The 15,328-nt window shown below is 36.9% G+C and carries 14 protein-coding genes; 3 read left to right on the top strand and 11 right to left on the bottom strand.

What is annotated here, in order from left to right; all coding sequences use genetic code 11:
- Positions 1-39: 39 nt before the first annotated feature.
- From VIG73_RS09590 to VIG73_RS09575, 4 genes are all read right to left on the bottom strand, one after another.
- Positions 40-2,232 carry a transglutaminaseTgpA domain-containing protein gene (locus VIG73_RS09590; RefSeq protein ID WP_331641353.1) on the bottom strand — a complete coding sequence of 731 codons (2,193 nt, stop codon included), beginning with the start codon at positions 2,230-2,232 and terminating at the stop codon, positions 40-42.
- Positions 2,229-3,485: a DUF58 domain-containing protein gene (locus tag VIG73_RS09585; RefSeq protein ID WP_331641351.1), complete on the bottom strand. Its 1,257-nt coding sequence runs from the start codon at positions 3,483-3,485 to the stop codon at positions 2,229-2,231. Before VIG73_RS09585 ends, VIG73_RS09590 begins: the two co-directional genes overlap by 4 nt.
- A gap of 2 nt (positions 3,486-3,487) precedes the next feature.
- Positions 3,488-4,444, bottom strand: a complete 957-nt coding sequence (locus tag VIG73_RS09580) for a MoxR family ATPase (protein WP_331641349.1) — start codon at positions 4,442-4,444, stop codon at positions 3,488-3,490.
- Positions 4,445-5,217: 773 nt separating this feature from the next.
- A complete protein-coding gene (locus VIG73_RS09575; protein ID WP_414648394.1) occupies positions 5,218-6,714 on the bottom strand; it encodes an amidase in 1,497 nt (498 codons plus the stop codon).
- 255 nt (positions 6,715-6,969) lie between these two features.
- Here VIG73_RS09575 and VIG73_RS09570 point away from each other — a divergent pair, with 255 nt between their 5' ends.
- Complete coding sequence (locus VIG73_RS09570; RefSeq protein ID WP_331641347.1) at positions 6,970-7,200, top strand: glutaredoxin family protein; 231 nt, start codon at positions 6,970-6,972, stop codon at positions 7,198-7,200.
- 81 nt (positions 7,201-7,281) lie between these two features.
- Here VIG73_RS09570 and VIG73_RS09565 read toward each other — a convergent pair whose 3' ends face one another.
- The 6 genes from VIG73_RS09565 to VIG73_RS09540 form a co-directional block, all read right to left on the bottom strand.
- On the bottom strand, positions 7,282-8,256 hold the full coding sequence (locus VIG73_RS09565) for an SPFH domain-containing protein (protein WP_331641346.1): 975 nt from the start codon (positions 8,254-8,256) through the stop codon (positions 7,282-7,284).
- A 26-nt stretch (positions 8,257-8,282) separates the two neighbouring features.
- Positions 8,283-9,074: a TPM domain-containing protein gene (locus VIG73_RS09560; RefSeq protein WP_331641345.1), complete on the bottom strand. Its 792-nt coding sequence runs from the start codon at positions 9,072-9,074 to the stop codon at positions 8,283-8,285.
- Positions 9,071-10,096 carry a TFIIB-type zinc ribbon-containing protein gene (locus VIG73_RS09555; RefSeq protein ID WP_331641344.1) on the bottom strand — a complete coding sequence of 342 codons (1,026 nt, stop codon included), beginning with the start codon at positions 10,094-10,096 and terminating at the stop codon, positions 9,071-9,073. Before VIG73_RS09555 ends, VIG73_RS09560 begins: the two co-directional genes overlap by 4 nt.
- Before the next feature lie 77 nt (positions 10,097-10,173).
- A complete protein-coding gene (locus VIG73_RS09550) occupies positions 10,174-10,854 on the bottom strand; it encodes a PspA/IM30 family protein (protein WP_331641342.1) in 681 nt (226 codons plus the stop codon).
- Between the two features lie 237 nt (positions 10,855-11,091).
- Positions 11,092-11,889: an N-acetylmuramoyl-L-alanine amidase gene (locus VIG73_RS09545; RefSeq protein WP_331641340.1), complete on the bottom strand. Its 798-nt coding sequence runs from the start codon at positions 11,887-11,889 to the stop codon at positions 11,092-11,094.
- Positions 11,873-12,142, bottom strand: coding sequence for a hypothetical protein (locus tag VIG73_RS09540; protein ID WP_331641337.1), 270 nt, complete (start codon positions 12,140-12,142; stop codon positions 11,873-11,875). Before VIG73_RS09540 ends, VIG73_RS09545 begins: the two co-directional genes overlap by 17 nt.
- 252 nt (positions 12,143-12,394) lie before the next feature.
- Between VIG73_RS09540 and VIG73_RS09535 the strand changes: the two genes are divergently transcribed.
- On the top strand, positions 12,395-12,685 hold the full coding sequence (locus tag VIG73_RS09535; RefSeq protein ID WP_331641335.1) for a hypothetical protein: 291 nt from the start codon (positions 12,395-12,397) through the stop codon (positions 12,683-12,685).
- 380 nt (positions 12,686-13,065) lie between these two features.
- The gene (locus VIG73_RS09530) at positions 13,066-13,524 is read left to right on the top strand and encodes a DinB family protein (RefSeq protein WP_331641334.1); all 459 of its coding nucleotides are present in this window, start codon (positions 13,066-13,068) and stop codon (positions 13,522-13,524) included.
- Between the two features lie 48 nt (positions 13,525-13,572).
- Here the strand turns inward: VIG73_RS09530 and VIG73_RS09525 are convergent, their stop codons facing one another.
- Positions 13,573-15,135: a fatty acid--CoA ligase family protein gene (locus tag VIG73_RS09525; protein ID WP_331641332.1), complete on the bottom strand. Its 1,563-nt coding sequence runs from the start codon at positions 15,133-15,135 to the stop codon at positions 13,573-13,575.
- Positions 15,136-15,328 lie beyond the last annotated feature (193 nt).

Raw genomic sequence — 15,328 nt, 5'->3', positions numbered from 1 at the left:
TTATTTATTATTATATTTTACTAACTGTAAAAAGCTTGGTCAACCCATTATCCGTTTGATTAAATCTTTCCATAATTGCGTGATTTCTTCAGCAGTATCAACCTTTTTAACTCCTCGATAAAGAACATGTTCATACAGTCCAGTTAATTTCCTCATTGCGTTTGTATCATACCTTAAATCCACTTGACTGGCATATTCACGTAATGTATAATATGAAACTTTTTCCTTGTCATATTGTTGTAAAATTTTCAGGAGGTGATGATAGAGATTTTGAAATGCTTGAGCATCTTGTTTTCTTTCCCACCTTTTTTCAACCCACAAGGTTTCAAGATACAATCGTTTGCGGTAAATCATAATGCCGCCAACGATAAGTATAATGATTAGAGACCCTATGAGGATTCGCATTGGCCATTTCGTATCTGTTTCTCCATCTACCTCAGATGGTGCAGAAGTATCTTCTGTTTGTTCTTCTGGCATGTCTTGCTCATCAGTCTCTTCATCTAATTCTGGAGTCTCCGGTTCAGCTTCCAAAATATCTTCATCGACTGCATCTGTTTCTGTATGAAAGTTAGCTAAGTTAGAAAAGCCTTGTGTCGGTTCAAATGGAACCCAACCTACATCAGGGAAAAAGACTTCGACCCAAGAGTGAGCATTCATATTCGTCACTTCATAAACATGGTATGTCGTATCAGCTTTCGTCACTGTGTCGACTTCTTCGCCCCCAGTGAATCCCTTTACCCAACGAGCTGGGATATCTAAAGTTCGTAGCATAACAACCATGGACGTTGAATAGTTATCACAATATCCCGCTTTCGTATCGAATAAAAACTGATCAACATAATCATCTTCTTCTCCAGGGACCGGTATATTACTGGTCTGGTAAACAAAACCATTTTGATTAAAGTATTGTTCAATCGCTTTTACTTGATCATAATACGTATCATAAGGTTCCGTGATTTCTAATGCTAACTCGCGAACTCTCATCGGTAACTCCTCAGGTAATTGAGTATACTCTTCTAAATCAAATATCGGTGAATTCGCGTTAGGCTTTTCGGATTGCTTTAAATCATCAAGCGGATACGAAGGCTGAATATAAGTTAACTCATATTGACTGATTTTACCTTTTTCAACACGAATCGCTTGCGAATCATCCACCAAGAAGGTTGTATCCCCATCGTCCGCTTTCACCTCAACGATATCGTATGGATAAACAAGCTTCGGAATCTCCATTCGCGGTTTAAATTCAATCATCGCTTCCATACGTTCAGATTCTATAATAGGGTTAAATGTTGAAAATGGGACAACATCTTCCATTACTGATGTTGCAGATGATGACTTTTTCCAACCCTTTCCGGTATACAGATCTTTCGTTTCCACTCGCCAATACTGTTTGCTCTGTACGGTTGCTTGAAAAACGGGGGTATCATCTTCAACAAAATCCCCACCTAAACGCGAGTCATCCTCACCATAGCCGACCTTTTTAATGGATTTTCCATTTATACCAGTTACACCTTTAAGATACGGAACCGGGTCATCCCACTTAGCATCCCATTTTGGTGCTGCATAGCCGATAAATGTAGAGAACATAACAATCACAACAATCGGGATCATCCATTTTAATTGTTTTTTTATAGAAAGGGATAACCGTAATCCCTCTCGTTCAATCTCTTTTATTAAATGCGCCATACCTAAAGCGATAAATGAGAAGATAAAGATACGAACAATCGCCCATTTTGCATCATATGCCGTAAATGTGTCCAAGACAGCAATATAACTAAAGGTTAGTAAAATAAACGCAGTCATTCTCTTTGAATAGACAAACCAATAATGGATCAAATAACTCATTAACCAGATTAACACAAGGAATAACAAACTCCTAAACATCGGCGAAAACATGGACCATTCCCGATGATAAATTAAACTCATGTGTTGAAATACATCCTCTATAACTTCCCAAATCCACACAAACTGAAAAATTGAATCATCAAAGAATAGATGATGAAGGACAAATAAAAATCCAACACTCTTTAATAAAAATTTAAGAAGCTTGTTGATCTGTATGAGTGTCATCACAAAGCAAAACGCAGCAAATCCTAAAAACACATGCATGTCCACGGTATCTGTTACCTGTTGTAAAGGATATAACCACTCGAGAAACAAAAAGAATCCAAGGAAATATAAAATCGACGAATACCACATCGATACGGTAGGTTGTTTCACTAGTTTTGTCATACCCTCACCTCCAACGGCTCCTTGACAAGTTGTGTTTCAGTGAGCACTGTCAAGCGAATTTGATGTCCGGTTAACATATCAATGGCATCTTGTAACTCGAAAGATTGTTGTTTAGAAAGTAAAAGAATAACATGGAGTCTTTTTTTATGCTTCATATATAATTTTTTCATCGATTCAATAAACCTGATGTCGACTGAACAAGAAAACACAAATACTAAGGATTGAGTTGGCAATGCTGTCGTTTGTCTTTGTAACTGCTCGGTAAACGTGTCTTTATGATCCGGTTTAATCATGGCTAAATGTTTCATCACTTTCTCACGGGAACCGACATCAAAATGGAATGGAAAATAGGACGTTTCCTTCCCGATAGAAAGAAGACCGACTTTCGAATCACTTGTCTTGTGGATCATATCCATCATGCCATACATGACTTCTATCAACCCTTCAAACGCAATCCACTGACTAGAAGACGAAGCATCTAATATGAAAAAAGCTTCCATACTTTTCTCTTGTTCAAATTCCTTCGTCATTATATCTTGCTTTTTAGCTGATTGCTTCCAATCAATCCAAGAAAATTTATCACCTGGTAAATATTCACGTACACCAACGACCACATTTGTTTGGCGAAAATCATTACTCTGAACAATCGCTTGCCCTTGTTCCAAACTGTATAATGTATTTGTAAAACGGATACGTCGTTTATTTGGAAAAACGAGTAATGTATCATTTGCAGGAAAATGGTGCTCTTTTTTTATAAAACCAAAGATATCTCCTGTTCGAATACGAATCTGGGTCAATTGATGCTCTCCTCGTGGTAGTTGGCTTATCGTATATGACGCTTTAATTTTGCGACGGAAAAACGGAAATAATAACTGCTTTGTTTGCCGTTTCACTTCATAGATATCTGGGTCATCAATGTGCACATATTTATCAAATCCAGTATCTACTCGTTGCAATGAATCAGGTAACACCTCTTCCACAATACAATAAAAAAGCGGGAATGGTATTTTACGCTTAATCGTGATATCAACCGTAATGCTTTGTCCAGCATAACCAATGGAATGGGACAATGTTCTTGTCACATCTAGTTGCCGAAATGGATAGAAAAGGAGTCCCATTTGATATATAACGAGCGGTAGAAAACTAAAGAACAAAAACCAACTAATAAATCCCCCTTGGAACATGGCAAATGAAAAAAGGACAATGAGTATTGTCAGGACAAAAAATGGTCCAAGGAAGCGCCATGATTTCATGATCAAAGTTCCTTTCGTATCGGAATATACGTATCTTCTATTAATGCCTCAATAACTTGTAATTGAGTTAAGCCCTCATAAGTTGCCTCCGAATGCAAAATAATCCGATGTGCCATCACAAATGGAGCCAAATATTTCACATCATCTGGTAAAACAAAATCACGCCCTTTAATATACGCATAAGCCTTAGCAGCCTTCATTAAAGCTATTGAACCACGCGGACTAACACCAAGGTATATACTCGGATGTTTTCGTGATTCTCTAATTAAATTCACGATATATTGTTGCACTGTTTCATCTATATAAACTGCCTTTACTTCTTCTTGCGTACGAAGCAATTCGTCTATTGTCATCACAGAATCTAGCGTGTCGATTGGATGATTTTGTGACGTGCGTGCTAACATTTCTAACTCTTCTTCCATTGTCGGATAGCCCATATTTATTTTTAATAAAAATCGGTCTAGTTGTGCCTCAGGAAGTGGATATGTTCCTTCATATTCTATCGGATTCTGAGTTGCCATAACGAAGAATGGGCGTTTAAGTGCGGTTGTTTTTCCATCTGTGGTAATACTTTTTTCTTCCATTCCTTCCAATAATGCGGATTGGGTTTTTGGGGACGTCCGATTAATTTCATCTGCTAAAACGACATTGCCAAAAATAGGTCCCTGTCGAAATTCAAATGCCATCTCTTTAGGATTATATATCGAAACACCTGTTACATCAGAAGGCAAAAGATCTGGTGTAAATTGAATGCGTGTAAAATCACAATCAAGCGATTTTGCTAATGAACGAACGAGCATCGTTTTTCCTACACCTGGTACATCTTCTATTAAAACATGTCCTTCTGCTAGTAATGCCGTTAAACTTAGTACAATGACATTTTCTTTACCAATCATAACCTTTTTAATATTATCGATAACTTGAGATATTCTATTATTCAATGATACAATCTCTTGCATATCCGAATCATCTCCTTCAAATAAATACTCCTTCTCTTAACTATACTAAAAGTTGACTGCTAGTTAAAGAGAGTTTTTATCTAGTATTTACTGGAAAGTAGATTACTATACTCAATTCCCTTAATCACTTACGATGGAACTTTCAATACGACCTCTCAAGACAAAAGTTCATTGCGAGACAACGTATTGAGACTTCAATGCAGCCTCTCGTGTGATGAATACATAACGAGACAGCGCATTGAAGCTTTAATACAGCCTCTCGTACGATTAATACATAACGAGACAACGCGTTGAAGCTCCAATGCAGCCTCTCGTGCGATGAATACATAACGAGGCAACGCGTTGGAGATTCAATACAGCCTCTCGTGCGATAAATACACAACGAGACAACGCGTTGAGACTTCAATACAGCCTCTCGTACGATAAAAACATAACGAGACAACGCGTTCAAGCTTCAATGCAGCCTCTCATACGATGAATACATAACGAGACATCGCGTTGGAGCTTCAATGCAGCCTCTCGTGCGATGGATACATAACGAGACAACGCATTGAGACTTCAATACAGCCTCTCGTGTGATGAATACATAACGAGACAGCGCGTTGGAGCTTCAATGCAGCCTCTCGTACGATGAAAACATAACGAGACAACCCATTAAAGCTTCAATACAGCCTCTCAAGTGGAATAAACACTATGAAGCCTAAGCACAAGCGAATCATATAAAAACAAGCGGGGATAAACTAAGTTATCCCTGCTTGTCTTATTGATAAAACTTATTTAAAATAAGGATTGCCTTTCATCCCTTGCCAAATACTAGATTGTTCAATTTGGTAAGCTAATTGTAATAGAACATGTTCTTGACCTTTACTTGCTATCACTTGGGCACCAATTGGTAGACCTTTATCTGTTAAATGTACTGGTAGACTCATAGCAGGTTGGCCTGTTAAGTTAGCTAGTTGCGTAAACGGCGTATATGTTAAACTTGGTAGAAACATATCCCAAATGACTGCTTGCTTTCCTTTAGCATCGGCTCGTTTAATCTTCTCACGCAACATCTCCTGTGACTCACTTGAATGAGTTAATTCACCTATTTTCGGTGCTGAATATGCAGTAGCAGGTGTGATATATAAGTCATATGTTTCATGCAGTTGAGCCATTTCTGCTGCTGCTACATCCCATGCTGCTAAGCTTCTCGAAAACGCTGAAGCAGATACGGTTTTTCCTGCTTCGTTTAATAACCATGTCTCAATTTCTACATCGTCTGCCGTGATCTCCCGGCCGACCATTTGTTCTAATTGATAAACAAGTGATGAAATCTCACCACTATTCATTAAATAATAATTTTTCATGAGTAAAATGCCATCGACTGGACTATCTACTTCTTCAATATGATGCCCTTGTTCCTCTAGCCATTTAACTGTTTTATGTACCGCTTGTTTAGCCACTTCTGACACTGGTGTATCAACAGGTGATTTCGTTGTAAAACCAATTCGTAGCGGACGTTTAATTGATTTTAAAATTTCATCGCGGTAGTTACCAGGAAATAATGGTGTTTGAAAAGCTGCTTCTGGCTGGACAGTCTGTAACACATCTAACATCGCCGCACTATCGCGGACTGTACGACTAAGAACAAAATCAATTGATGCTCCGTGCCATTGTCTGCCTGCACCTGGTCCTACTGGTGTACGCCCGCGTGTTGGCTTTAATCCAAATAAACCTGAAAAAGATGCCGGAATACGAATCGATCCTCCACCATCACTGGCACCTGCAACAGGAACAACACCAGAGGCAATTGCAGCCGCTGCACCCCCACTTGAGCCACCAGGTGAATAATCAGTGTTCCATGGATTCCTTGTCGGTCCAAATAATTCAGGCTCTGTAATATTTTTCAGACCAAATTCTGGTGTATTCGTATGTCCAGTAAATAAAAAGCCCGCCTGACGAATCCGCTTAACGAAATTTGAATCCACTTCAGCAATATAAGAATCAAATAATTTTGAACCTGATGTTAAACGTTCCCCTTCAACAGCTTGGGAAATATCCTTCATTAAAATCGGAACACCACTAAAAAGCTGCCCTTGATCTGGTTTATGTTTTTCTGCTTCTTTTAAAACGCTTTCTTTTCGATCGTGAACAACTGCATTTAACTCAGGATTTACTTTCTCAAGCTGTTTAAAACTTAATTCAACCATTTCTTTTGCTGATACTTCTTTATTACGAATGAGTGATGCAATTTCTGTTGCATCCCATGATAAATATCTTTTCTCCATTCTCATCTCCCCTTCATCCTGTTTACTCATATCCTAACACAAAAGTATAACTTTCAGCTATTTTCCATCGTATAATAACCTCACTAAATACAAATAACTATCACTTACGAACAGATTTAACATATCCCAAACTCTTTTATTGACAATTATTATGTATCGCCTTATGATACATATAGGGGTATAGAGAACGATGCATTACTAACATAAAAACATGCTTTCTAAATACCATGAAATTATTTAAGGAGGAACATGATAATGAACAACGTAACTGTTTACACAACAAATACTTGCCCATACTGTACAATGATTAAAAATTTCTTAGATGGAAAAAACATTCCTTATAAAGAAGTGAATGTCGAACAATCTCCTGAAATGATGATGGAATTGATGCAAAAAACAGGTCAAATGGGAGTACCACAAACAGAAATTAACGGTCAATGGGTTGTTGGTTACGATCCAAATAGTATTATGGCTGCGTTACGCTAAATCTTCCTACTACCATAAAAACGACCGCCATATACTAAAAGCAGTGTTCACATCATGTGGAACACTGCTTTTTTATTTTGCTTAGCCAAGTTTCTGACCACAATTTGGACAGAAGTTAGCTCCACTATTCTTTTCACCACAATTTGGACAGAAATTAGGTTTTTTATCTGAAGATGAAGCAGGTGCACTTGCTTGTTGCCCCGATTGACCGGCTTGATTCACATTTTTCATCATTTCATTCGCGATATTCATCCCCATCATCATGCCAGCCATATCTGATGCAGTGCCACCACCTTTCACCTTTCCAGAAGCCATGCCATCTGTCATTTCGACTTGTTGATAACGCCCAAGATCACCAATCATGCCGTGGGAAGCGGTTTTCGTTATTCTATCTTGAATTTCTTTAGGATAATTAAAACTCATAATTTGAAAACCAGTTATCGTCATTCCTAAGTCAATAATTTGCATATCGAGGTCTTCTTGGATTCCTTTAGCAATCTCGAAGCTATTTGCTTGTAGGTTAAACATATCTTTTCCTTCTCTAGTAATCCATTTCATCAAAAGCTGATCTAGGATAGACGTAATTCGTATCTTCACATCTTCAACCAGATACTGATCTTTCACGCCGGCTACTTTATCAATCAATGCTAAATAATCATTGACCTTAAACTGAAACGTTCCATTGGCGCGAATTGGCATCCCACCTGGTAGCTGTGGAGTCGGAATATTAATCGCATTACGCGTTCCCCATTTTACAGTAAATTCTTTCGTATTAACAAATAATACTTCGACACGCATCCCGGAATTAAAGCCAAATTTAAATCCTTTTAACGTTGAAAGAAATGGGATGATTTCCGAATCAATATTATATTCACCTTCATCTTCAAATACGCCTTCAATGCGACCATGATTATAAAATATCGCATCCTGTCCTGCGCGAATAATAAGCTTACTACCTTTTTTAATTTCTTTATTTCCCCACTTCCAAAATATCATATCATCACGAAACTCTTCCCACTCTACAACATCGGAAAATTGATTTCTAAAAAACACCATCATATCAGCCCTTTCATTTTATGCTATTAGAAGCTACGTGATCCGCCACTATGAGAATGACCGCCACTTGTCACGCCGCCTCCACCTCTAGTAGAGCCACCACCTCCACTATTGTTTTTCGGTTTGCGGCGTTTTGTGACTGTTTTTCTTAAGTAAACATCTCTTTTATTTAAAATACGGGAACGATGTCCGTCCATATATGTTCGTGCGGTCGTCGTTACTTTTCCACCAGAATTATAAAGCATCAAACCGACAATGGCCCCAGCTAGACCTAAGGCAATAACGACTTGAGCCTCAAGCTTAAAGAGGATAAAATCTGGGTCAATACCCGGTTTAATACCTAAATATTTATGTGCTGTGCTTAGAAATGAATCCATGGCACCATAATGGTCTCCGTCCGATAATTTAGGCTGAACTTTATCGAGAATCAAATCGATACGATCAAAATCTAAATAATCTTCCCCTTTATAAAATCCTGCAATATAAACCTCACGATCACCCATATCAATCGTTAAAATGGCTGCATTTGGACCATCGAGATGCTCATCATAGAAGTCCTGTGTATATTTCTTAAAGCCTTTACCATCTGAATCATTCGTCGTTAAAATAATTAAATTCGTATCACGTTTTTCACCGTATTCATTTGCTATTGACTCAAGTTCCGCAATTTCTTCTGCTGACAAAAGTTTAGCATCATCATAAATTTTCTGCTTTTCCTCAATAAAGCCTTTATTTTCAGCAAAAACGTTCGTAAGAGGTAGAATGAGAAAAAATAGTAGAATAAAAATACTAGTAGACTTTGGTGAATATTTTATCATAGGCCACCACCTACAATCCATTGAATAATTTTTAAGGATAGAAAGGTAGTTCCTGCTATACCACTAAACCAAGCAGCCACTTTTCCATAACTAATCGGCGGTTTTCCGACGACTTTTCCTGTTTGCCCATTCATCGCAAAAGTATGCTCTTGTTTATCATAATCATAATAAACCATCCATACTGGGAGAAGGACATAATAACTATTACTTTTTTTCGTATCAATTCGTTTATCCCGATAACTAACAGATGTATAGCCAACAATTGTTGAATCGATATAAGAATCAATAAATTTTCTTACCTTTTGTCTAACTCGTGGGAAAAGTTCCTTGTCATCATAATTATATTTTTCTGCAATATACCCCGCTAAATAAGGTGTTTTAAATGTCTTTAAATCTTTATAGTAAAAGGGTTCTAATTTATCCATTAATTCATCATTCATTTTTTTAGAGGCATCCACTGGAACTTTCTTATAATATAAATCAATATCGCGATAAACATCGTAGTATTTCGTTTCCGTATAGATGTAATCACCACGTGAATATGTTCGAACTTTTCTTCCCTCTGCATGTACCTCCGCTTCAGAGTTTAAATCGTATAACCAAAATGGGACATATAATCCAGTTATTTTCTTAATCCGATTTGCACTCATAAACCCTTTCGGTGTTAATAATCCGTTTTTACACCATTTTTTGAAAGCTTGCCGTGCTTGCTCTTTCGAAATGGTAAACGGAATCACCTTGACAGGAGCTAAAACACCAGATAGTCGATCTGCGATAACGACACCAGCACCACAAAAGCTACACGATGTTGCAGCTGTATCGGCATCCGTTATAATGACAGCACCACAATTCTCACAATGATACTCCTTTGCATCGTCATCTGATAGTGTTCTTGTTATGAATTCATCAGAAAATGTTTCAATATCATCCTGTCTGCCACAACTATGACAAGATAGCATACCCGAATTAGCGTCAAAAGCCATATCACTTCCGCAGCTAGGGCATTTATAATGGATAACCATACTCTCTCATCCCCCTCTCATTCTGCTTCTCTAAAAAAGCTGTAGCTTGAGCTACAGCTTTTTTAGAGATGAATCAATTATTCTTGATTACTATTTAACTGCGCTTTTAAAGCAGCTAACTCATCATCTACATTGACACTGCTAGAGTATTTAGCTGTTAAATCATCAATTTCATCTGTTGGCCCTTTGTTTAACTCTGCCATCGCTCTTGCTTCATCTAATTGTTTATTAATCTTATCTTCCATCCGATCAAATGCTGAAATTGATTTATTAGCACCTGAAACAGAAGCACCTAACTTATTCATCCGTTGTTGCGTTTTCGCTACAGCAGCTTTTCCTTTTAGCATGGAACGGCGTGACTCAAGTTCATTAATATCACTAACTAATTTATCATGCATTTGACGCATTTGTGTTGCATTTGAAGCAGCTAGTTCATGGGCTTGACGTAACTCATTCTCTTTCGCTGTGTATGTCGCTTTTCTCTCTAAAAACTTCCTTGCATCATCTTCATTACCAGCCTCTAATGCTTTTAGAGCGTACTTTTGCATTTTATCAACGTCTTGTAAACATTCATCTAAAGCACGTTTGGAACGTTGTTCTTCAGCCATGACAGAAGCTGTTTCTGCTTTTACTTTTCCTAGATCTTTATTCAAATTACGAAGATATTGATCAATCATCTTCTCCGGATCTTCAGCTTTGTCTAATAATGCATGAATATTACTTGCCATAATGTCTTTAAATCTTCTTAACATACTCATTTTAAACATCCTCTCCTTTTTTATTTGTAATCCCCCATAACAGCACAGATAAAATTCTGATATTTCATAAGTAACATATTTTGCAAATATCTGCAACTATTAAAATGGAGTTTTACCTACTTTTAATAAATCCTTTAATCTATATACGGTTAAAAGGGAAAGAAGGTTTCAAAAATTTCTAACTGACAGCAAAAAAATGTAGAGCAAACATTTTTTATGCTTGCTCTACGTCCCTTTCTATAGAGTAACGACGACGATAAAAGATTCAAATCCAGCTTTTTTTAATTGTGTCACACGTTCTTCAGCATATTGTCGCTCCATAAATGATCCACAAATCACGCGATAGTAAGTTGTACCAGCTTGTTTATATATATCTATAAAACTTGAAAATCCTTTTTGTGTTAATTCATTCACACGCTGTTCGGCATAGGTCCGCGATACAAATGAACCTGCCACAACACGATAATAAGTTGTTGTTCCAGAATCACTTTTCTTTTTTAAGTTAAATGCTTTTGCTATACCGACAGCATGCCCGCGTGCTATTTTATTTAAAAAGGCATCTTGTTTTAATAAATTGGCGTCTGCTACCGTGTCGATAAAACCATTTTCCGTGAGAACAGCTGGCATCCTTGATTCACGTACCATATGGAAGTTTGCTTCTTTTTTCCCACGATTATAAAAGCCCGTCTGTCTAATAATCTCGTCATGAACGATACCTCGTAAGCGATTCGTTTCAGCTTTTCCTGCATAACTACCATTATAAGTGTAAGATTCGAAACCAGTTCCGCCACCTGCATTAATATGAATCGATACTAAATAATTCGCTCCCCAGTTATTTGCCATATTTGTTCGTTCTGTCAATGAAACAGTCTTATCTGTCGTACGTGACATCATGATTGAGTGACCTGTATATTCTTGTTCAAGAATGTTTCGAAGCTTTAAGGCAATGTTTAATGTGAGATTTTTTTCTTGTAACCCGTTTCCTTGTGCTCCCGGATCTGTTCCTCCATGTCCAGGATCAATGAATAATTTCATCTGAATCATCTCCTTGTTTTTTAATCATATTTTTACTACCCGAGTGTAACCCTGTTGCTGAGAGTCCTAACACAATGCCAATCATGATGCCACTTTTCAAATCTGTCGGGCAAACATAAAATACACCACCCGCCATTCCCAATAACAGAGCTAATAAAGGAGAAAAGCGCTTCGGTAGTCCCATTTGCTTAAAGGCTTGCACAACCCCCGTTATAATTGGAATCAAAGCAACATCGTATATGATAAAAGTCATTTTTTTCACCCCCATTACTAACAATTTATGTTGCGCTTGTCCTCCCAGGAAAGGCGAACTTCCCTTCACAATTAAAATCGAATGAATGCACGAAATAGGGGCTACCTATTTCAATTATTCCTGTGCTTTTTTATATTGGGGTGATATGGCATATAAAAAACCTTTTAATAGAAGATTGGCTGTGCCCACTCCGCATTTAAGAGAACCTTATTTTATTTCGCACATAAAATAAATACAACTGGAGGAGTTCTCATGAAAAGGAATAATGATCATTTAAATAAAGTAAATATGTACTCCATTCATGACTTATTCAAAGATAAAAAATTGGAGATTGTAGCGGCAGCACTTTTACTAACTGGTAAACTGAAAGTAGATTCAGTAGAAATATTTCGCGATTCACCTGTCGTTAATGTCACTTTAATTGGTCAGTATAAAACAATGAATAATAATAATAAAATGGTTGATTTTATTGATGAAAACGGAGATATGACGCTAAATGAGATTGTTGAGGCATTTAATATCATTTCGCAAAGGAAAGGGTGATATAATTGAAACAAAATTCAAATCAAAGCAATCATATAAATGAGACTGAATCATTTGATGGCTCTAAACTAATCAACGCTCTTTTAATTGTCCTTTTGATTAGTTTACTCCTCTTCGGCAGTAAAGATTTAAAAGATCTTACAAATGCTCCTTAATAAAACCTCGAGGATACTGAATTGTGGATGCATGATTTAAGTTTAAGTTAGGTGCATGCATTTATATTCTCTTTGTTTTTGATTAAAGCAAAACAATTGTTTATATTGTTGTGGGCAGATATTATATATATATATATCTAAATATATCGATATATAGATTATTAGCTTCTACATTATACCTTTTACAGATAAAGTAAAAAATCTACTAAATGAGGAGATGTTGTTATGGAGTCCTTAGAAATGTTTGCCTATTCACGTACATGTGTTTTAATTGCCCTACAAAATATTCATGAAAATAAATGGGACAACCAACCGAATGATTTTCCAAATACGATTCGCTGGAATGCGGGGCATATGTATATGACAACAGAAGTATTTTTAAACAAAGCTGATCCTAACTATACAATCATGTATCCGCAATGGAAAAAATTATTTATTAATGGAACACGATCATCTGAATGGATAGACGAACCGCCATCTAAGGAAAAAATTATTAGTGCTTTAGATGAACAAAAAAAGCGCATATTGACGACATACTCGCCAGACGATTTAAAAAAAGAAGCAGCAGAAATTCAAGTATTCCATGCGCTATCATTACATACAGTCGAAGCAACCTTGCAGTTTATTACATGGCATGATGGATTACATCTTGGTATTTTTAAATTAATGGACAAGGTATGTTAAATATGTTGAAAAGCTAGCTCTATCAAACTGAGCTAGCTTAAATAAACCTCATTCATTCTTCACTTTTTGCCTTTGCTTTAACATCGTATCTTTTAATGAACGGCGTAATATCTTGCCTGTCGTATTTTTCGGTAACTCGTCTGTAAAGTTAATATCCGTTGGTACTTTATATTTTACGAGATGTTGTGAACAGAAATCGATAATACCTTGTATGTCTAGATCACTGTCCTTTTTCAAAACAATATGAGCACTGACTGCCTCTCCTAATTCAACATCCGGTATGCCTATAATAGCACACTCAATGATATCTGGATGTTTATACAACACTTCCTCTACTTCTCGAGGGTACACATTATATCCGCCCACTATAATCATATCTTTTTTCCGGTCAACAATGTAGAAATACCCGTTCTCATCTTCTCTTGCCATATCACCGGTATATAGCCAGCCATCTTTTAGGACAGCATTTGTTTCTTCAGGCATTTTATAGTAACCTTTCATCACATTCGGACCTCTAACAATCAGCTCACCAATATCACCTTTTGGTACTTCATTTCCTTCTGTATCAACAACTTTATTTTCGACGTTCACGATTGACATACCAATTGATCCTGGTACACGCTCACGATCAATCGGGTTAAAACAGGTGACAGGTGAAGCTTCAGATAGACCATACCCTTCAGAAATACGTGTATTAAATTTTTCTTCAAAATTGTGTAATAATGAAACTGGAAGTGATGACCCGCCTGAAATAGATAAGCGAATGGATTCATAATCTTCTCTTTTCCCTTCCTCAAACTGATAGAGAAAATTATACATTGTCGGTACCCCTGCAAAGACAGTTGCTTTTCGCTCGCGAATAACTTCAAATACTTCCTTCGGGCTGAATCGTGGTAAAAGTAATACAGTTGCACCTCTAAATAATGGTGCATTTACAACGACTGTCAAGGCAAAAACATGAAAGATTGGTAATGTTGCCACGACACGGTCATCCGAAGACATTTCCAAGTATGTCCCGACATCACGTGCATTTGAATAAACATTTTCATGGGTTAGCATAGCGCCCTTAGGCTGGCCCATTGTCCCTGATGTATATAGAATGATAGCGTTATCATTTTTGTCAAAATTTGTTAACTGAGTGACTGGTTCACCCAATTTCATAAAAGGCCGGAAAAAAAATAGTTCTTCAAGTTGCATACATTGCCCCATTGCTTCTTCATCTGTCTCACAAACAATCATTATTTCGATGTTTGGAAATAATATCTCGCGCTTATCAAACATAGGCCATAATCGATCTAGAGCGACTATTATCTTGGCATCGCTATTTTGAACGATATATGAAATTTCATTAGCCGTATAGATTGGGTTTATCGGTACGACAACTGCCCCTAAACGCCAACTTGCATACAATGTAACTAAAAAATGTGGTGTATTCCCTACCAATAATGCAATATGATCCCCTTTTTTGACCCCATGTTCCTTTAAAGCACCTGCAAATTGCGCAACAGATTGTTCAAATTGTGCATATGTATATTGTTCATTCATAAACTCATATGCTATCTGTTCAGGTTGCTTCATTGCCCTTTCATACACTGATTGTGGTAGATTCATAGTTTAACATCCTTCCCCCTTAAAATGAATGAACGTTCATTCTTTTTATTGTTATTATATATGAAACTGAGCTATTATACAATTATTTCAGACTTTAATATGGTTTTATTTTTAAATAAACGGAGATATACAAAATTATGCAAGTCAAAGGGGGATGGAAATGTTGTATTTATAAACAAAACAAGACATATGA

Source organism: Cerasibacillus sp., from assembly GCF_036516575.1.
In the GTDB taxonomy this organism is placed as follows: Bacteria; Bacillota; Bacilli; order Bacillales; family Amphibacillaceae; genus Cerasibacillus.
Note: the sequence above shows the minus strand (reverse complement) of the source record. Positions and strands in the feature narration are given on the sequence as shown.

What these genes read in the sequence shown, in the direction of transcription:
- VIG73_RS09525 (WP_331641332.1), bottom strand. Translation starts at nt 15,135, where the DNA reads ATGAATCTACCACAATCAGTGTATGAAAGGGCAATGAAGCAACCTGAA.
- VIG73_RS09555 (WP_331641344.1), bottom strand. Translation starts at nt 10,096, where the DNA reads ATGGTTATCCATTATAAATGCCCTAGCTGCGGAAGTGATATGGCTTTT.
- VIG73_RS09540 (WP_331641337.1), bottom strand. Translation starts at nt 12,142, where the DNA reads ATGACTTTTATCATATACGATGTTGCTTTGATTCCAATTATAACGGGG.
- VIG73_RS09530 (WP_331641334.1), top strand. Translation starts at nt 13,066, where the DNA reads ATGGAGTCCTTAGAAATGTTTGCCTATTCACGTACATGTGTTTTAATT.
- VIG73_RS09590 (WP_331641353.1), bottom strand. Translation starts at nt 2,232, where the DNA reads ATGACAAAACTAGTGAAACAACCTACCGTATCGATGTGGTATTCGTCG.
- VIG73_RS09580 (WP_331641349.1), bottom strand. Translation starts at nt 4,444, where the DNA reads ATGCAAGAGATTGTATCATTGAATAATAGAATATCTCAAGTTATCGAT.
- VIG73_RS09535 (WP_331641335.1), top strand. Translation starts at nt 12,395, where the DNA reads ATGAAAAGGAATAATGATCATTTAAATAAAGTAAATATGTACTCCATT.
- VIG73_RS09575 (WP_414648394.1), bottom strand. Translation starts at nt 6,714, where the DNA reads ATGGAGAAAAGATATTTATCATGGGATGCAACAGAAATTGCATCACTC.
- VIG73_RS09585 (WP_331641351.1), bottom strand. Translation starts at nt 3,485, where the DNA reads ATGAAATCATGGCGCTTCCTTGGACCATTTTTTGTCCTGACAATACTC.
- VIG73_RS09545 (WP_331641340.1), bottom strand. Translation starts at nt 11,889, where the DNA reads ATGAAATTATTCATTGATCCTGGACATGGAGGAACAGATCCGGGAGCA.
- VIG73_RS09565 (WP_331641346.1), bottom strand. Translation starts at nt 8,256, where the DNA reads ATGGTGTTTTTTAGAAATCAATTTTCCGATGTTGTAGAGTGGGAAGAG.
- VIG73_RS09550 (WP_331641342.1), bottom strand. Translation starts at nt 10,854, where the DNA reads ATGAGTATGTTAAGAAGATTTAAAGACATTATGGCAAGTAATATTCAT.
- VIG73_RS09570 (WP_331641347.1), top strand. Translation starts at nt 6,970, where the DNA reads ATGAACAACGTAACTGTTTACACAACAAATACTTGCCCATACTGTACA.
- VIG73_RS09560 (WP_331641345.1), bottom strand. Translation starts at nt 9,074, where the DNA reads ATGATAAAATATTCACCAAAGTCTACTAGTATTTTTATTCTACTATTT.